The sequence below is a fragment of the Bacillus cereus group sp. RP37 genome (assembly GCF_040459695.1).
In the GTDB taxonomy this organism is placed as follows: Bacteria; Bacillota; Bacilli; order Bacillales; family Bacillaceae_G; genus Bacillus_A.
Genome location: NZ_JARVHP010000001.1, coordinates 4,599,028 through 4,617,233, shown reverse-complemented (window position 1 = coordinate 4,617,233; position 18,206 = coordinate 4,599,028). Strand labels below are relative to the sequence as shown.

Below are 18,206 nucleotides of genomic sequence, written 5' to 3'. Positions count from 1 at the left end.
GAAAGAAAGGTTGTGAGTGTTTTGTATGCGGATGACTATAAACCAACTTTTCAAAGGCGAACACCAGAAGAGTATTTAGAATATATTCGTCAGCAAAATCGAGGAAAGTTAAAGCTATATGTAGGAGCGGCTCCAGGAGTAGGGAAAAGTTATAAAATGCTATTTGATGCAAGAGAAATGCAAAAAGATGGTATGGATATTGTAATTGGTTTAATTGAAACACACGGGAGAAAAGAAACGGAAGACGCAATTGCTGATTTAGAAAAAGTTCCTTTAAAAGAAATTGATTATAAAGGGAAAGTATTTTATGAACTCGATGTGGAAGGAATTATAAAACGTGCACCACAAATTGTTGTTGTGGATGAACTTGCGCATAGTAATATTCCCGGGTCGAAAAATAAGAAACGTTATATGGATGTACAGGAATTGCTAGATGCTGGTATATCTGTATTATCAGCGTTTAATATTCAACATTTAGAAAGCGTTCATGACATTGTAGCTCAAATTACGAATGTTAAAGTGCGAGAACGTATTCCAGATTTTATTTTGCAAAAAGCAAATGAAATTCAGCTTGTTGATGCAACACCCGAGGTATTAAGGAAGAGATTAATCGATGGAAAGATATATAAGGAAGAAAAAATTCAACAAAGCTTACAAAACTTCTTCACGCTTAATAATTTAGGAGCACTAAGGGAATTATCGCTTCGTGAAGTTGCAGATGATATGGATGAGAAAATTAGCCAAACAGTTATAGAACCGATTGGGGTGAAAGAAAAAATTCTCGTTTGTGTACAATACAGTTCAACAGCAGAGAAATTAATACGGAGAGGTTGGCGTATGGCTGATCGGTTAAACGCTGAATTGTATGTCTTAAACGTAGAGCGGGAAAATATAGATTCACTTTCAGCAGGGAAAAAGCAAACAATTGAAGAGTGGAAATCGCTAACGAATCAATTTGATGCAAGTTTTGTATTAGAAGAAGCAAATGGAAGAAAGCCAGCTGATGTTATTATTGAAGTCGCGAAAAGACTACAAGTAACGCAAATTTTACTCGGACAATCGGCAAGAACAAGGTGGGAAGAAATACGAAAAGGTTCTATTGTAAATGAAATTATGAGACAAACGAAGTATATTGATATTCATATTGTTGCGGATCAAAGAGCTTAAAATAGAGACCATCTGTAGGTCTCTATTTTACTTTTTGTGTGACAGGGAAGCATAGTATTTTCATCGCATATAAGATTATGAGTAGAAACATAATTGCACCTAGGAAGAAAATCCAAAAGTAATTTTGATTAAATAAAAGAAATCCACCTACAAGTGGCCCTGTGCTCATACCGAGATAGCGGATGAAGTTGTACATACCGATAGCAGTTGCGCGTTCTTGTACGAATTCTTCCGTTAATAAAGTAGTGTGAGTTGGCATAGAAAGTCCCATACTAAAACCGTACAAAGATGTAACGATAATGAGGAATGGGATATTGATGCTATATGTGAAAGAGAATAAAGTGACACATATAATATTGAAGAAACTAGTAATGAAGAAAGCTTGCTTTGTTGTAAGGTGCTTTTGCAAAACCTTGTAGCAATAACTTCCTAACATAATAGAAAGAGACATCGGTACAAATACAAGACCAATTTCACTTGCAGTTAAGTGAAATGAATTTGTTAAAATACTCGGTAAAAAAACGAGAAAGCAAAAATAAATACAAAATTGAATAAAGCCAATAAGAGTAATAGAACATCCAGTTTTATTTTTTAAGATAAACCAGTAATTTTTTTTTGCTTGCGGTTGCTTAATTACAGTTGGTTTTGTTTCTGGAAGTAGTGAAATGTTTATAATGAATAAGAGAAAGCCAAGTATAGATAAAAACAGAAATACGGATAAGTGTCCATGTATGCTACCGAGGTAACCACCTATGAGAGGGCCAATCGCAGGTGCGAGAGCAAGTAACATTTGGTATAGGCTCATTGCTTCCCCTCGTTCTTTTCCTTCAAACAAATCACCGATAATCGTTGCTGCGACTACAGGTATAGCTGCTATTCCTATAGCTTGAACAACTCTAAAAAATAAAAATAAATAAATGTTCGCCGAAAAAGCACATCCGATTGAACCAATTGTACTAATGATTAAACTAGGGATAAGGACAGATTTTCTTCCTTTTGTATCAATGAAAGGCCCATATACGAGCTGCATAATTGCAAGAACGAATGTGAAAAGTGAAACTGTTACATTTACAAGATAAAGAGAAGTGTGAAAAGAAGCTTGAATCACGGGCAAGATAGGCGTGTAAATATTTTGAGCGAAGGAACCGAGTAAGGCACTAATACAGATAATATATAAAATGAAATTTAGTTTGGATTTTTTCATTGTGGTAACCTCCTTGTAATTTAGTTTCCTAGGAAACTAAATTTATTTTAACATGTTTTTCTCACTTGTAAATATGAAAAAATGATTTTAAAATGGTATATAGTTAAATTGTTTCTTTGGAAACTTAGGGGGCGAACGGGTTGGATTATGCAACGAAACAAATGGAAATACTTTCGGACATTCGTACACTTTTGCATAAAAAAGAAGAACATTTGAAAGGACAAAATGAGAAATTTCTTCGTGAGACAGGTATAAGTGGTATGTCTTTATCTGAGTTACATGTGATCGAGTGTATCGGGAAAAATGGTTTGATGAATGTAACGGCAATTACGACAGAAATGGGAATGACGAAGGGTGCAATCTCTAAAATTTGTACAAAATTGTTCCAAAAGACATTCGTTGAGAAGATGCAAATGTTAGACAATCAAAAAGAAATTTTCTTTCGCTTAACGGAAAGCGGAAATGAAATATATAAAGCTCATGATAAATTGCATAAACAAGCTGAAGAAAAGTGGCTGTTACTTTTAGATAGATATACGAAAGAAGAACAAGATTTTATTCAAAGATTTATAAAGGATGTCTCCGATCATTTAGAAATATAATTGGAAGAAAAAATTCCTTTATTTCAAGCCTTTTGAATATAATTTCTAAAAGAACTCATATATAATAGAAAAAGATACTTAACATAGTGAATAATTAAAGAGTCAATATATAAAGAGGAGAGAATAACATGCTTGAAAATACGGGGTTAGTATTAGAAGGCGGCGGTATGCGTGGTGTATATACGGGTGGGATATTAGAATATTTTATGGAACAAGATTTATATTTTCCATATGTAATCGGTGTATCAGCTGGTGCTTGTCATGCAGCGTCGTATCTTTCCAGACAACGAAATAGAAATAAAACAGTAAATATTGATTATGCATCACACCCACAATATTTATCGTATAAAAACTTATGGAAAAAGCGTCAGTTATTTGATATGGATTTCATTTTTCATGAAATTCCAGAAAAGCATGTGCCGTTTGATTTTGAAACATACTTTAATAGTCCTGAACGCTTTCTTGTAGGAACAACGGATTGTGAAACAGGACAATCTGTTTATTTTGAAAAAGAGGGAACGAATGATGATGCACTAAATTTATTACAAGCATCTAGTTCATTACCTTTCATTGCACCGGTAGTAAATTACCGTGGTAAGCAGTTATTAGATGGTGGGATTTCTGATCCAATTCCAGTTCGTAAAGCACAGGAAGATGGATTTGAAAAATCAGTCGTAATTTTAACAAGAAATCAAGGGTATGCGAAGAAAAAATCAAAGTTTGGATGGGTGGCAGCGAAAGCGTATAAAAAATATCCGAACCTTGTGAACACGATGCTAAATCGTTATGAAGTGTATAATGAAACACTTCACTACATTGAAAAAGAAGAGCAAGCTGGTAATTTATTTGTTATTCGTCCAGAAATACAGCTTCAAGTAGATCGTATGGAAAAAGATAAAGCAAAACTACAAAATCTATATGAGCAAGGCTATGAAGATGCAAAGAGACAGTTTGCAGATTTGCAGGCGTTTTTACAAAAATAAGTATTAGGCTGTGGAGAAGAATTTATCCACAGCCTTTTTTGTATTGCTACTTATACGCTACTTTTTAAAAATGTATGAATGTTTAAGTGTTTAAAGAGTTTGTAAAACATAGGGGGTTCTTATTGAGGAGAATTTATTTGAAGGATAGTATGATGATGTAGCGCTACTAAACTATTTAATTTATGAGGTGATTGTTAATGAAAGGAGAAGTTTTTTCAATTACGACTTTAGTATTATTAGCAACATCAATCTCAACAAGTGCATTCTATCCAACTCTAAGCGGTCACAAAAGCGGTAATCTCCTATCTTACAGAGCTCAAACAACTACGAATCAAAATGCATCTCGTTGTTCAGTAGCAATTTCTTTTATTAATTCAAATGGAAATAATTCATATATTGAAAGCGCTTCGGATAGATTAGGATCCCATGAATCTGGAAGAGCATTAAATGCTACTGTGAGTAATGGTGCATATAATGCATTTGGTCCAAAAGGACTATACTCTGAGCATAATGACTATCAAGAAGAGATTCGCAAAGGTAATTTTGATAGTAATGGAAACTTACGATTACAGTGACAAAAAATATTAAATAGTTGTCTTTATAAATATTTGGATAAGGAGAGTGGATGTTCATCATCTCCTTCTTATCTAAAAGGAGCAGAGACATGTATTTAGCTTTTAAAAATATAAAAAACAACAAACTATTTTCAGTCATTCTTCTTATGGCATTTTTTATTTCTTTTCTTTCTATATCAGTAGCTGCGCTTTTAACAGAGTCCAAACGGAATTTTATATCTGCTTTTCAAATCGGTTTCCCAGAAAAAAATCAAATTTTAACTGTTCCGATAGCGAATGCAACTGAATTGGAAGCGATAATTCCTTTCATACAAGATACTTTTGTGAAAAGTGATATTTACGTAGAGCATTTAAAAATATTAAATAGTTCAGGGGCAACAAAGATCATAGCTGTGAACTTAAAAGATGATTATTATTGGATGCCATATATTTCTGAAGGGCAATATTTTCATCGTGAAAATGTAAATGATATGGTTATTGGTGATCAAACGAATGTAGAGGAATTATATGAATTTGATGATACATATAAAAAAATAGGAACTATATCGAGAAAAGACAGTGACGTCGGCGTAGCAGGCATATACGTTCCACTTCAAAACTTACCGACTATATCTAAAAAAGGTATTATCGCGAGTAAACAATTACAATTAACAGTTGTTAACCCTACATCATCTATCCATAACGAAATAAAAACATTTATGAGCAAGAGCAAAGAAGTAATTTCGGGTGAGGTTCAAATACTGAATGAAAGAGATCTTCAAGAACTAAATGTAACATATATAGATCCAGCGAATAAGTATTATTATAAATTCATTCTTGTTGCAATTGTTTCTGGCATTTCTGCGGTTTTATTTTGGATTTATAAAAAAGAAAGAGAGATTTCATTAAAAAAAGCAGTAGGTGCTTCTAATATATCTATTTACTGTGAACTATATATTCAAATTTTGTTTATTTCTCTAGTGGCGATGTTGTTGGTTTTTATGGCGCTAGAAATGTTTTCGGGAACCATTCATACGTATTTTCAGACATATTTATTAAAGCCGTTAACACTATATGTATTGATATGTAATGTTGTTTTTATAATTTTTCTTACAATTTTTGTTACTGTAATTCCAATCAAGCACATTATAAATATATATCCTGGAAAACATTTAAGAACGTAGGTGGTCGTCATGTTTTTTATATTTGATTCTATACGGTCTGTGAAAAAACGGTTGTTACCAAGTTTGATTATAGTAATTTCTTTAATTATTGCGTTTTCTTCAGCTATAGAATTTGTTAGTAATCTTTCGGGATATCGAAAAATGATGACAGTAGCAAATAATTTATCGACTCATAAAAATTTCTATGAACTCTATGCGACGCAAGATATAACATTGTTTAGCGAAGAAAAAGCGAAAAGTGATTATCAACATTTCATTCAAGGGTTATCTAATACGATACCAATAACAAATAAAACAAATTATTTGTTCCGCAACTATTCACTTAGTTTAAAAAAAGAAAATGGAACGATAAAGACTCTTATTGTTGATAAAGATATTAATAAATACTTTCATATACGAATTTCACAAGGAAGATATTTTGAGGAATCGGAATTTCATAAATCAGTATTTGATATTAGACCTGTTATATTAGGGGCTAATTATAAAGAAAAGGTATCTATTGGTGATGTTATACAATCTGGAAAAATGAAGCTAAAAGTAATTGGTTTTTTAGAAAAAAATTCACCATTTACATATCCTCGAAGCGGTGAAATATCGGATAATCGTATTACATTATTAGATGATATGGCTATTTTACCAATTGGAACAGAAGAAATAGAGTTTTATAGTGTAGACCTTTTATACAATGGGCTAATTATAGAAACAAATGGAAAAGTGGATATAAATGAATTTCAAAAGAAAGTATTAAAAGTAACAGAAGGCAAGGGGTATTCGTATTATGTTACAAATCCGAATAAATTGTTAGAAAATGAAAAGCAAGGCATTGATAATATGTCATACCCCTTATTATTAAGCGGTATAGTCTTATCTTTTTCATTTATATCTATTTTATTAACATCAATGGCCACGCTTTATATGGAGCGTAAAAATATTTCTATTAAATCAGCATTAGGAGCAAGTACTTTTCAACTATGTCTTCCGTTTGTTATTGAGTATATGTTGTTATTCATTTTATCTATATGTATAGGAATTATATATTTTCAATGGGAGAATAGCGGAGCGATTGAAATTCAAAAAGAGTTAGAAAATAGCACCGTATCTTTTTTTGGAACGTTACAAGTCTCTAAAGAATCATTGATTGTTATAAGTATGTTATCAATTGTAATGATCTTCATTATATATGCAATCATTTATTTCAATGTATTAAAAATAAAAAATACATATATGAAAGAGGTGTTATAGATGATTCAGCTTGCAAATGTGGCTAAGGGCTTTGGAAAGAATAAATTTAGTGCTTTAAAGGATATTAATCTTACAATAGAAAAAGGCGAAATGATAGCTATTATGGGGCCCTCTGGTTCTGGGAAATCTACTCTCCTTAACATTATTGGCTTAATCGATAGCCCCTCTGCTGGAAAGTATTTTTTAGATGGAATGGATACGAGTACATTAAAGTCAAACTATCATAAGTATAGAAACACGGAAGTTGGATTTGTGTTTCAGAACTTTTCGCTACTAGATGATTATACAGTTGTTGAAAATGTAATGCTTCCGCTTGTATATAGAAGATTTTCTCATAAGAAACGTATGCAAATATCAAAAGAAATGCTGAAAATGGTAGGGCTTGAGAGGCATATTAACAAATATCCTTACGAGTTATCAGGAGGAGAACAGCAAAGGACAGCGATAGCAAGGGTTTTAGCACAAGATACAAAAATTATACTTGCTGATGAACCGACTGGTGCTCTTGATCAAGAAAATGGGGAAAAAATTATGAACATTTTAAAAGAAATTAATAAACAAGGGAAAACGGTACTAGTTGTAACACACGATCAAAAGGTAGCTGCATACTGCCAGAGCACGATACGACTACTTGATGGAAATATTGTGGTGTAATATGGATAAAAGTATGTGGAGAGGTGATACATATATATAGAAAATGTATATAAAGGGCTTAGACATACTGGGTTTACTATGATGTTTATTTTTGGTAGCTTATTTTTACTGCGCTGGTTCATTCATGATGAACTGCTACTGGATCAGCTTATTGGTTGTAGTGTAGGGATGGTAATGGTTATTTCATCAGTTTTCATTCCAGAGTATAGTAAAGAATTACAGGTGAATGAGAAGTGTTAAAAGTAATTCGTTTGATTGTTGTAAAAGGAAAGTAGAGTATCGAAATTAGATGCTCTACTTTTTTATAAATAAAAAATCCCTCTTTATGAGGGATTTTAATGTGGTAAGAAAATCAATTGATAAGCAAACAAAATTCCAAATACGTATACAAGTGGGTGAACAGAACGGAATTTACCTTTTGCCACTTTCATAAGTGGGTATGAAATAAATCCAAGTGCGATACCTGTTGCGATACTTGATGTAAGTGGCATGCTTAAGATTACTAAGAATGCTGGGAATGCTTCATCAAATGCGTCCCAATCGATGTGGCGAACTGAACCCATCATAAGACTACCAACGATAATTAATGATGGTGCAGTAATAGCTGATACACCAGAAACGGCACTTACTAATGGTCCGAAGAATGCTGTTAGTGCGAATAGAACAGCTACTGTAACTGTTGTTAAACCAGTACGACCACCAGCTGCAACACCAGCAGATGATTCAATGTAAGCTGTTGATGGTGTTGTTCCGAACATAGAACCGATTGTTGCTGAGAATGAGTCAGATAGAAGAGCTCGTCCAGCTTTTGGAAGCTTTCCGTCTTTCATAAATCCACCTTGTTGAGCAACGCCAAGTAATGTACCTGTTGTATCGAATAATGTAACAAGGAAGAATGAAAATACAACGCCGTACAATCCGTAGTTAATTACATCAGATACAGCAGTAATTGGATTTGAAACGATAATTCCTTCTGGTAATCCAGGCATCGATGTAACACCGTTTGAGAATGTTAATTGTCCTGTGAAGAAAGCGATAATACCAGTTAATAGCATTCCGATAAATAGTGCACCATTTACATTTAAAGACATAAGGACAATTGTAATTCCAAGTCCAGCTAATGCTAGTAGTACTGGAGCAGAGTGAAGGTCACCAAGTCCAACTAAGTTTGCTTCATTTTTTGTAACGATACCTGTTAAACGCAAACCGATAAAGGCAATGAAAAGACCGATACCAGCAGTAATTGCATGTTTTAAGTTTTCAGGAATTGCTTCCATTAATTTTGTACGGAAAGATGTGAATGATAACAAAATTAAAATCATACCTGCTACGAATACAGCAGAGAATGCAATTGCGAAAGTCATGCCTTCATGAGCTTTTACAACAGAGTAAGAGAAGTAAGCATTTAATCCCATACCTGGTGCAATTGCGATTGGTAAGTTTGTAAAAATCGCCATAAATAATGTTCCGACAACAGCAGCGATAATGGTTGCTGTAAATGCTTGTTCAAATGGAACACCTGCATCCCCAAGGATAACAGGGTTTACCACAATGATATATGCCATTGTTAAGAAGGTAATAATACCTGCCATAATTTCAGTTTTAATAGAAGTTTTATGTTTTGAAAGGTTAAACATATAAACATCCTTTCTGTTTACGAATAATTTTCACAACAGTTATATATAATATTCGTTTTTTAACTATTTTGCAATAGTTTTGCTTAAAAAGTTTACAATAATTCATATTTTGTGTCTTAAATTCGAATATTAATCGTAAAACGATGTGTGAATTTCAGTTTTTATTATGCACATTATAAGAAGAAGGAGTTGAAAGAAGCTATGCCGCAGCAAAAAAACTTTGTAACAATGCCAGCGCAACATCAAAATAAACAGCCTGGTATTGAATCATTAATGAATCCTCTACCACAGTTTGAAGATCCAAATTATAAAGGTAGCGAAAAGTTAAAAGGAAAGAATGTACTAATTACAGGCGGAGATAGTGGAATTGGACGAGCTGTTTCCATCGCTTTTGCGAAAGAGGGAGCAAATATTGCGATTGCGTATTTAGATGAGGAGGGAGACGCAAATGAGACGAAGCAACGTGTAGAACAAGAAGGTGTAAAGTGTGTATTGTTACCGGGTGATTTAAGCAATGAACAGCATTGTAAAGATATTGTACAAGAGACCGTTCGGCAGCTAGGTAGTTTACATGTTTTAGTAAATAATGTCGCGCAGCAATATCCGCAGCAAGGACTAGAGTATATTACAGCAGAACAGCTAGAAAAGACTTTTCGTATTAATATTTTTTCTTATTTTCACGTTGCGAAAGCAGCACTTTCTCATTTAAAGCAAGGGGATGTCATTATAAACACGGCATCTATCGTTGCGTATGAAGGAAATGAAACTTTAATTGATTATTCCGCAACGAAAGGGGCAATCGTAGCTTTTACAAGATCACTTTCTCAATCGTTAGTGCAAAAAGGGATTCGTGTAAATGGTGTTGCTCCTGGGCCGATTTGGACACCGCTTATTCCATCTAGCTTCGATGAGAAGAAAGTCTCACAGTTTGGAAGCAATGTTCCGATGCAACGACCTGGTCAACCATATGAACTAGCGCCAGCATACGTATACTTAGCGTCTGGCGATTCATCCTATGTTACCGGGCAAATGATACATGTAAACGGGGGCGTTATTGTAAATGGATAGTTTTCATTTATAAGAGCAAAGTAAAGTTAATTCCACTTATTATAGTGAGCGCTAGGGGGGATATAGATGAAAAAGTTATGTTTCGTCATCCTATTACTTTTCATCCTACCGGTTAGTGCTTTTGCTGATACAGATCATTTAATATTAGTGAACCTTACGACGAATCAGCTATCTTTTTTTGAAGAGGGAAACTATATGAAAACATTTCCAATAACGACTGGAAGGGATAGTACCCCAACGCCTGAAGGTAATTTTTGTATTATAACTAAATATAAAAATAAAGAATATCATCGAAAGAAAATACCTGGTGGTGCACCGAACAATCCTCTCGGTACAAGGTGGCTCGGATTAGATAAAAAAGAGTATGCGATTCACGGGACAAATCGGGAATGGACAATTGGAAGTAAGGAATCAAATGGTTGTATCCGTATGCACGACAGAGATATACAGTGGCTATATGACCGAGTACAATTGCAGACAAAAGTAATCATTTCTCGTTTTCATACGAGCCCCGAATATGAAGCGAATAAGCTTGGTTATCGTGTTGTGAGTTGGAGTGGTCGTAAAATAGAAGAAGAACAAATTGGCATACTTACGTTAGTAGACCGTGCCGATATATATTGGCAAGAACCAAATGGGCAGTTAACAAAAGTGAAAACGGTATTGCCAAACGAAAGATATGCAGTGTACTCAAAACGAAAAGATGGAATATATTATATAGGAAACAATTTGTATATTGTGGATGAAACAGGAGAAAAAATTCGTTATGAGCAAATTCCTTCTTCGACTTTAAGTAATATATATAAACGGAAATATAATGTTCCGTAATGGCTACCGTATTATAGACGGTAGCTTATTTCTACTTCGAGTTTAACTGCAACTATTGTATTTTGCGGAATATAATACAGTACAGATAGGGGGCGGTTATATTATGAAAAGTGAATTTGCATTTAAAGTTTTCTTAGTAACGACCTGTTTATTTATCGTGTATTTGTATGCGTTTCTCGTCTTTTCTTTTTATGTTCCATATGTTGATTTAATATTATTCTTCGGATTCATTTGGGCGTTTGTTAAGGCAAGGGAAGGGGAGAAGAGTATATATCGGCGCATTACCCTATGCGGTACAGCTGTTCTCGTTATTTTGTACTTTTTTATCATGCATGATTTTTGGAGAGGGATGTAAAAAAAAGCATACGAGTAATCGTATGCTTTTTATGTTTAATATTTTGGCTTAAATGTATGACAACAAGTTTCTACACTTGTTGTTACAGAGCTTTCTAGCGTCTCGTTTGTAAAAACTGCGCCTGTATACGAATCATTTGCATTCGAACCAGCTTCTTGTGCATCTGGTTGAACAACGATTGCATTTGCTTGACAAAAGTTACCTTGTCCCCAAAATGAGCAATTGGAAACAGAGCATTTCACTTCTGGCATAAAACCCCCTCCTTATACATTAGTGTGGGATTTTACGCCCATTTCATGTGTAGAAGGAGTTTCCTTTTCTCGTTATTTCTTCGTTTGTTCAAACCATTCTTTGAACTTTTCTTTTGATTGTTCTCCGCTAATACGGCTTACTTCTTTACCATCTTTAAAATGAATAATTGTCGGTGTTCCTTGGATATTGTACTTATCCCAAGGTTCGTTTAAATTTTCAATATCAATTACTTTCATATCAACATTTAAATCTTTCGCTAAAGGTACAACAGTAGGAGAGATCTTTTGACAATGAACGCAAGAGGTTTGATAAAAGTAAATCGTTTGTTCTTTTTTATCTTCTATATTTTTATTGAGATCCTCAAGAGAAATTTTATTTGAGTAGTAATCTTTTTCATCTGTCGATGCGTTTTTCTTTTCCATTTGTGTTACAGCAAAGATTGCCGCAAATAAGACGATAATAATACCGCCAAATATAAGCATTTTTTTCATTCTTTCATCTCCTTATTTGTTTTTGATGACAATAAAGCTACAAACCGCGATTGTAATAAAGCCGATAAGTGCTAAAAACGGGATTGTCACAAAGCCGAACCAGTTTATGTATTCTCCCGTACATGGTACACGACCGCAAGCTGCCCCAGCAGCTGAAAATGCTGCGATTTTTTGAATCGCATAGTGATATAAAGAAATACAAGCACCAATACTTGCAATTGGTAAAGAATAACTTGCGATGCGATAGTCTTTTTTTACTACAGCGATACCGAGCCATAAAACGAATGGATACATAAAAATACGTTGATACCAACAAAGGACACAAGGCTCAAATTTCATGATTTCGGAAAAGTATAAACTTCCTAGTGTAGCGATAAAAGAAGCTCCCCAAGCGGTAAGTAAAGCATATTCTTGCTTTTTTTCTCGTCCCATATTTTATACCTCACTTATAATAGTTACATACTAAATTATAGTATGAAGTGGCACAGAAAAGAAAGAAAAAATATGTTTATCAATAAAAGTTTTATAAGGGGAAACTTTTATTGATATAAACATTTTAAAAAAGCGCTATTCTCCAGAAGAGAATAGCGCTATATTTTACATTTGAATTTGCTCTACTTCTTCTATATGTGACTTTTGGGATGCGTGGTCAATATATTGAAATAGGAGCTGCAATTGTTTATCAACTTCTGGTAGTTCTTTACTGTATTGATAAGCGTGTAAAAAATGTTCAATACGCTTAGAAAATAGTTGATCGTTCGTTTGAACCATGAGAACGAGTAATTTATCCCAATTACAGCAATACGTGTAATAGAGAGCTTTGTCATAGTCGTTATATGTTTGCATTGTGTACCCTCCTTACTGAGGAGTTATATATAGTGTGTGACAAGTAAGGAGAAATACACTTGAAAGAATTTGTTAAGAAAAAAAGTGAATGAAAAGAAAAAACGAGGTGCTTCCTCGTTTTTAAGCTTTTGGCATTGGCGTAGGTGTCGGCTTACCGTAGCCCTCTTTGTATTTATTATCGATATAGTTACGAATTTCAAGCGTTGATTTTCCTTTTTGTTTCATCGAAGCAGATTCAACTGCGATTTCTAGGCAATTGACGCAAGTCGTTGCATGGGAATCCCAAACAACTTCACCATTCTTTTTCATTTCACGAATAAAGCAGTTTTTATTATTTTTATGTCCCACACTTTCACCGCAACCGCAGTAACATGGAATCCAATCTAATAGCTCTGCATTTTGTCCAGCAACAGTGTAAATGTCTTTCATTTGTGGATCAAGCTTGTCTAGGAAGGTAGGAAGTGTGTCGACTCCTTTTGTTTTTTCTTGAATGTCAGCTTGCTGAGTGTGCGTGGCGTGGTCATGCTCTTCTTTTGATTCAGATGATTTTTTTTCATTTGTACTAGTAGCTCCGCATCCAGCAAGAATTAAACTCAGTACTGCAAGTAAAGAAAATACATATTTCTTCATACGCTTGTCCCCTTTACAAATGTATTACTCAAATTGTATCAGAGATTATGGTGTATCGGTTGAAGATTTTTTCGACGGATTTTTGAAGCGCCATCGTAGTGAATGAAATAGAAATAAAATTGGGATATAGGCGTATACAATATATAAACCAGCTTTAGATAGTACTGTATTTAATGTGTTGATACTTTCACGGTTTGTGAAAAATAAGGATGAAATAAATATGACTGCGATAAATAATGGTAGTGTGATTTTAAATGGTATGTGAAACGATTTTTTACTAATGCAACAAGAAGACCAAATGGTTAAACAAAGATTAGGTAAAATAATAAGATACCATAGAAAAATAATAATGTACTCAAACCTTTGGATAAAAGGAACTTTAATGATTTTTAGCATCGTTAATGTTGGCCAAATGGTATGGTGTAGCTGCCCTTGACTATAGTACATAAGGGAAACAATTGCCAGTACTACGTATAAAACAGTTGAAAAAGCAATACCACCATGTGCCCATTTATTTATCGATTTTCCTTTTTTAATAAACGGATAAAAAATAAGAATCGCTTCAAATCCAAGAAATTCTAATGCAGATGCTTTCGTTGCATTTAGAATTTCTAAAGGTGAATGAGTAAGAATTGGGAAAATGTTACGGACATGTGCATATTTCATCGGGAAAACTAAGAAAAATAGGACGAAAATCGGTATGATAACTCCCCAAAAACATATTCCTGTTACAGACCGCAAGCCACCTCTAATTATGTAATAAGCTACAAGTAAAAATAGTAAGGTTAATTTCCACGGTTTAATTGTAGGAAAGACCCAAACTTGAATCACTTCAATATATGAACGAAGAACAGTAAGGCAAAATAATAAAAGATATGCGGCAAAGCATACAGAAAAAAATGTTCCAATCCACTTTCCGAAACATGTCGTATGAATATTCATTAAATCATTATCTTTTTCTAACATTTTAAGCATGCAAAATAGTACGATATGAGTTGCAATGCCCGCAACGATAAGGGAAATCCAAGAATCATACCCAGCATATTGCGCAATAATCCTTTGGTATCCTAACACACCTACTCCAATTTGAAGAGAGTGTAATAGAAGAAATGTGAAATAAGGGGAAACAGTATGTGTTTTATCTTGTTCAGCCATGATAGCACCTCACTATTCTCCGATACCAGATTGTACGACATTAATCTTTACATTGACAGCAACGTCTACGTTAGGATACATGTTCTGAATTTGTTTCATGCTCCATTTTCTTGAGTGACTACGAATTTCTTCACGTATACCAATTGGATCGATTTCATTTTCTTGGAATTGTTTTATTAATTTGTTTAAATCCTTCTCAAGCGCTTTTTCTACATGTCTTTTTACGTAAGTTACATTTTTGCTCTTCGATAAATCAAGCCAGCTGGGAGCATTTTTTACGAGTCCATTTAATTTTAAGTGTATGTTAACTCTTGGAATATCACCGTTTTGAGAAAGGGAACATACACTTTTTCCGGATAAGTTTTGAGTAGCAATTAATCCTTTATGTTTACCTTGACGTATTGGGACTTCGTAACGCCCATTTTTCGTTGGATTAATGAGTAATTTAAATAAAAAAGACCTTTTCTTATCTGTATACATAACCACTTTATCCTTTTTTAAAAAAGCTAGCCCTTTAATGGAAGCAGATTTGTCTTCTGATACTTGAATGTAAGGAAGAAATGGATCGCATCCAGATGAATAGAAGTTATATAAAAAAATATTTAAAGCTGTCCGCGGGATTGTCTCGTTTTTTATATTTTGCTCCAATAAATCAGATAAATAAAGTGATCCATTTATTCTGACATGTTTCAGTAATTCTTCTGCTGAACCATCTACAAGTGCTAGCTGCACATCACGGCCAATGTTAGGATCACGTTGTAAGTTGTTAATAACATCTCCAAGTCCATGTTCACCAAATGCTTTTCCAAATAGGACAACACGCATTTGACCTACAGCGATCGTATGTGGAGATTTGGCGTTTAGAAGGGAAGAGATTGTTTCAATTGTACCTGCATGAGTTGATTGAGTTTCTGGTTTAGATTGTACGCCCTTTGTGTAATCGGGATATAAAATGGTTCCGCGAAATTTTTTATCTTTTATTATATCGAATCCACCTACGTGAATCATTCGCTGTGTATCAACTATATATGCTTCTGTACAACCAGATTGAACAATTAAAATGATAATGGAAAAGCATAATAAAATATTTTTCATTTTTCCTCACCGTCGCGTTTTTCTTTCGCTTTGTTCGGGTCATAGCGCCATTTCTTTTTGGGCCTTAGAAAAGAAGCGCGTTCTGCAGTTTGACTAAATGGAAGGCGAAGGAGTCCTTCTGCTGTCCCTAAACCGCGAAATGGATATAGAGGTAATAAATAAGGTGATCCAAGTGATTTTAAGCGAATTAAATGAGCTAATATGAGTACGAATCCTACAATAAGACCTAAGCCCCCAAATGCACCAGCTAAAAGAATAAGTGGAAATCGTAGTATCCGGATAGTAGAAGACATTTTTACAGTTGGTGTTGTAAAAGAAGCGAGTGCTGATAAAGCAACTGCAATTAATAAAATGTTACTCGTTAAAGCAGCTTGAACAGATGCTTGGCCAATTACAATCCCGCCAACGATGCCGATTGTTTGTCCAACTTTTGTAGGTAATCGTGCTCCAGCTTCACGGAGCAATTCGATTGTGATTTCTAAAAAAAGTGCTTCTAAAATGGGCGGAAAGGGTACATTAGCTCTTGAAAAAATAATCGGACCTAGTAAATCCACAGGAATCATTTGATAGTGATACGTTAATACAGCTGTATAAATAGCTGATGAAAATAGCGAGAATGCTGCTCCGAAAAAGCGAACCATTCGAAGAAATGAGCCTGCTATCCATGGTAAATAATAATCTTCTGGCGAGACGAAGAAATCAAGTAACGTCGCTGGTCCAGCTAATGCGTAAGGTGAACCGTCTGTTAAAATAACAACGCCTCCATTCAGTAATGCGTACACAGAGCGGTCTAACCGCTCTGTAGGTAGTAAAACAGGGAAGGGTGAGTTACTATTATCGCTAATAAACTGTTCAATCATAGTTGCATCAAAAGGAACATCAAAGTCAACATCTTGTAAGCGCTGCATTGCAGTATTGATGTGTTGTTCATTTGTAATGCCTTCGATGTAAGCAACTATCACCTTTGTTTTTGATATAGAGCCAACTATAACTTCTTTGAAAACCAATTGCTCTGTTACTATATTTCGGCGAAGTAAGTGTGTATTTGTATCAATATTTTCAACAAACCCGACTTTTGGACCGATTACACTATATTCATTTTCGGTATCGTTATATAATCGTGTACCTAAAACTGAACTTTCAGCACGAATAAGTGCATATTCTGCTGCTTGAGAATCGTTTTTTATCTGTATGAGTACATACCCAACTAATAATTTTTCACGAATATCATCAATAGAAGGATTGGTGATGATCCCTTCGAGTGTAACGATATTTGCTATGTCACTTATATTTTCAATGCGATCTAATTCTCTTTTTATAGGTGTTAAAATGAATCGATTAATGAGGAGTGATTCAGCTGTAGATTTATAATAAAACAAACATAGTGTCCCATCTTCTACGATGTTATAGGAAACGAAATCACTAGATTCTTTCATAGTGAGGACAAACTCTGGAATGGAACAGATTGTTTTTTTCTTCTTTTTAGACGATAAACGAAACATTTTCTCACCCCTTACTACATCATTTGTTTATGTTAGTTTTTGGGAAATACGGGAATTTATACTTCAAAGTTGAAAGTTCATAAAGAAAAGGAAGAGCAGTGAATACCTCTTCCTTTTTTGCGTGTTAATTTGTTTGCTTCTCTTTAATAGACTTCACTAATTTAATCATCTCTGCTCGTATATCTTCTCTTTTAACATTTAATTTTTCCGCGATTTGTTTAATATCCATACCGTCTTTTTTCATTTTTAGTACATCATCAAGAGGGGTATTACTCTTTTGAGAGATGATTGTTAATACCGTGAGCTGACGTAATCCGATATTATATTCTTTCATTTTTTGTTTTAGTCCGTCTGGTGTAGATTTTTGCATATTTGCTAATTCTTGCAGTAGTGCTTTTTTCGTTTCTTTATCCATATGATGCTTTTTCAATTTACTTGGATCTACGCCGAAATGCTCAGCTGTTTTCTCCCAAGATTTATTTTGTTTATAGTAAGCTAAAACATCTTTTATTTCTTTTTTACTGATTCTTGCAATATGAGCAGCTTTCCAAATTTCATGTTTGTTATAGCCGAGTTTTTCGAGCGACTGCATTTCTTCTTCTGAAATTGGTTTATGATGGTGCAATGTTACTGCTTTTGGTGTAGCGGCGGAAGCGGGGAAGATAGATATCCCGCATAATAGTGCTGCCATAGTCATACTTATTGCGATTTTTTTGTACATATAGACTCCTCCTAGATGGATAATGTGGAAAACTGT

The 18,206-nt window shown here is 34.2% G+C and carries 22 protein-coding genes; 11 read left to right on the top strand and 11 right to left on the bottom strand.

Features of this window, described 5'->3' with window-relative positions; translation table 11 throughout:
• Positions 1–12 precede the first annotated feature (12 nt).
• Positions 13–1,167: a KdpD-like non-kinase potassium sensor gene (gene kdpDN, locus QCI44_RS24405; RefSeq protein ID WP_080118087.1), complete on the top strand. Its 1,155-nt coding sequence runs from the start codon at positions 13–15 to the stop codon at positions 1,165–1,167.
• Positions 1,168–1,189: 22 nt separating this feature from the next.
• Here the strand turns inward: kdpDN and QCI44_RS24400 are convergent, their stop codons facing one another.
• Positions 1,190–2,371, bottom strand: a complete 1,182-nt coding sequence (locus tag QCI44_RS24400) for an MFS transporter (RefSeq protein ID WP_016133654.1) — start codon at positions 2,369–2,371, stop codon at positions 1,190–1,192.
• Between the two features lie 140 nt (positions 2,372–2,511).
• On the opposite strand from QCI44_RS24400, the gene QCI44_RS24395 reads away from it, so the two are divergent.
• From QCI44_RS24395 to QCI44_RS24365, 7 genes are all read left to right on the top strand, one after another.
• On the top strand, positions 2,512–2,973 hold the full coding sequence (locus QCI44_RS24395; protein ID WP_016133655.1) for a MarR family transcriptional regulator: 462 nt from the start codon (positions 2,512–2,514) through the stop codon (positions 2,971–2,973).
• A gap of 128 nt (positions 2,974–3,101) precedes the next feature.
• Positions 3,102–3,956, top strand: a complete 855-nt coding sequence (locus QCI44_RS24390) for a patatin-like phospholipase family protein (RefSeq protein ID WP_098413096.1) — start codon at positions 3,102–3,104, stop codon at positions 3,954–3,956.
• Between the two features lie 197 nt (positions 3,957–4,153).
• The gene (locus QCI44_RS24385) at positions 4,154–4,531 is read left to right on the top strand and encodes a hypothetical protein (protein WP_016133657.1); all 378 of its coding nucleotides are present in this window, start codon (positions 4,154–4,156) and stop codon (positions 4,529–4,531) included.
• Between the two features lie 89 nt (positions 4,532–4,620).
• Positions 4,621–5,694 (top strand): ABC transporter permease, encoded by a 1,074-nt coding sequence (locus QCI44_RS24380; protein ID WP_033659628.1) that lies wholly within the window; start codon positions 4,621–4,623, stop codon positions 5,692–5,694.
• Between the two features lie 9 nt (positions 5,695–5,703).
• A complete protein-coding gene (locus QCI44_RS24375) occupies positions 5,704–6,936 on the top strand; it encodes an ABC transporter permease (protein ID WP_016133659.1) in 1,233 nt (410 codons plus the stop codon).
• A complete protein-coding gene (locus tag QCI44_RS24370) occupies positions 6,937–7,590 on the top strand; it encodes an ABC transporter ATP-binding protein (RefSeq protein WP_016133660.1) in 654 nt (217 codons plus the stop codon).
• 36 nt (positions 7,591–7,626) lie between these two features.
• A complete protein-coding gene (locus tag QCI44_RS24365) occupies positions 7,627–7,830 on the top strand; it encodes a hypothetical protein (RefSeq protein ID WP_033659629.1) in 204 nt (67 codons plus the stop codon).
• A gap of 95 nt (positions 7,831–7,925) precedes the next feature.
• Here the strand turns inward: QCI44_RS24365 and QCI44_RS24360 are convergent, their stop codons facing one another.
• Positions 7,926–9,227 carry an NCS2 family permease gene (locus QCI44_RS24360; protein WP_016133661.1) on the bottom strand — a complete coding sequence of 434 codons (1,302 nt, stop codon included), beginning with the start codon at positions 9,225–9,227 and terminating at the stop codon, positions 7,926–7,928.
• A 201-nt stretch (positions 9,228–9,428) separates the two neighbouring features.
• On the opposite strand from QCI44_RS24360, the gene QCI44_RS24355 reads away from it, so the two are divergent.
• From QCI44_RS24355 to QCI44_RS24345, 3 genes are all read left to right on the top strand, one after another.
• On the top strand, positions 9,429–10,295 hold the full coding sequence (locus QCI44_RS24355) for an SDR family oxidoreductase (protein WP_016089243.1): 867 nt from the start codon (positions 9,429–9,431) through the stop codon (positions 10,293–10,295).
• 66 nt (positions 10,296–10,361) lie between these two features.
• Entirely contained in the window at positions 10,362–11,123 is a 762-nt protein-coding gene (locus QCI44_RS24350; protein WP_016089242.1) for a L,D-transpeptidase, read from the top strand.
• Positions 11,124–11,226: 103 nt separating this feature from the next.
• Complete coding sequence (locus QCI44_RS24345) at positions 11,227–11,478, top strand: hypothetical protein (RefSeq protein WP_000834195.1); 252 nt, start codon at positions 11,227–11,229, stop codon at positions 11,476–11,478.
• Positions 11,479–11,513: 35 nt separating this feature from the next.
• Here the strand turns inward: QCI44_RS24345 and QCI44_RS24340 are convergent, their stop codons facing one another.
• The 9 genes from QCI44_RS24340 to QCI44_RS24300 form a co-directional block, all read right to left on the bottom strand.
• Positions 11,514–11,729 (bottom strand): DUF1540 domain-containing protein, encoded by a 216-nt coding sequence (locus QCI44_RS24340; protein ID WP_016133662.1) that lies wholly within the window; start codon positions 11,727–11,729, stop codon positions 11,514–11,516.
• A 72-nt stretch (positions 11,730–11,801) separates the two neighbouring features.
• Complete coding sequence (locus tag QCI44_RS24335) at positions 11,802–12,221, bottom strand: thioredoxin family protein (RefSeq protein WP_016089240.1); 420 nt, start codon at positions 12,219–12,221, stop codon at positions 11,802–11,804.
• 12 nt (positions 12,222–12,233) lie between these two features.
• Complete coding sequence (locus QCI44_RS24330; protein ID WP_000532269.1) at positions 12,234–12,653, bottom strand: disulfide formation protein C; 420 nt, start codon at positions 12,651–12,653, stop codon at positions 12,234–12,236.
• Between the two features lie 165 nt (positions 12,654–12,818).
• Positions 12,819–13,067 carry a YhdB family protein gene (locus QCI44_RS24325; RefSeq protein WP_001195458.1) on the bottom strand — a complete coding sequence of 83 codons (249 nt, stop codon included), beginning with the start codon at positions 13,065–13,067 and terminating at the stop codon, positions 12,819–12,821.
• 120 nt (positions 13,068–13,187) lie between these two features.
• A complete protein-coding gene (locus QCI44_RS24320) occupies positions 13,188–13,697 on the bottom strand; it encodes a PCYCGC domain-containing protein (RefSeq protein ID WP_016089238.1) in 510 nt (169 codons plus the stop codon).
• Between the two features lie 45 nt (positions 13,698–13,742).
• Positions 13,743–14,852 (bottom strand): GerAB/ArcD/ProY family transporter, encoded by a 1,110-nt coding sequence (locus tag QCI44_RS24315; RefSeq protein WP_016133663.1) that lies wholly within the window; start codon positions 14,850–14,852, stop codon positions 13,743–13,745.
• Positions 14,853–14,864: 12 nt separating this feature from the next.
• The gene (gerYC, locus tag QCI44_RS24310) at positions 14,865–15,947 is read right to left on the bottom strand and encodes a spore germination protein GerYC (RefSeq protein WP_016133664.1); all 1,083 of its coding nucleotides are present in this window, start codon (positions 15,945–15,947) and stop codon (positions 14,865–14,867) included.
• Entirely contained in the window at positions 15,944–17,449 is a 1,506-nt protein-coding gene (locus QCI44_RS24305) for a spore germination protein (protein ID WP_000489317.1), read from the bottom strand. The genes gerYC and QCI44_RS24305 overlap by 4 nt, the downstream gene beginning before the upstream one ends.
• A gap of 124 nt (positions 17,450–17,573) precedes the next feature.
• Positions 17,574–18,170 (bottom strand): hypothetical protein, encoded by a 597-nt coding sequence (locus tag QCI44_RS24300; protein ID WP_353811484.1) that lies wholly within the window; start codon positions 18,168–18,170, stop codon positions 17,574–17,576.
• Positions 18,171–18,206: the final 36 nt, after the last annotated feature.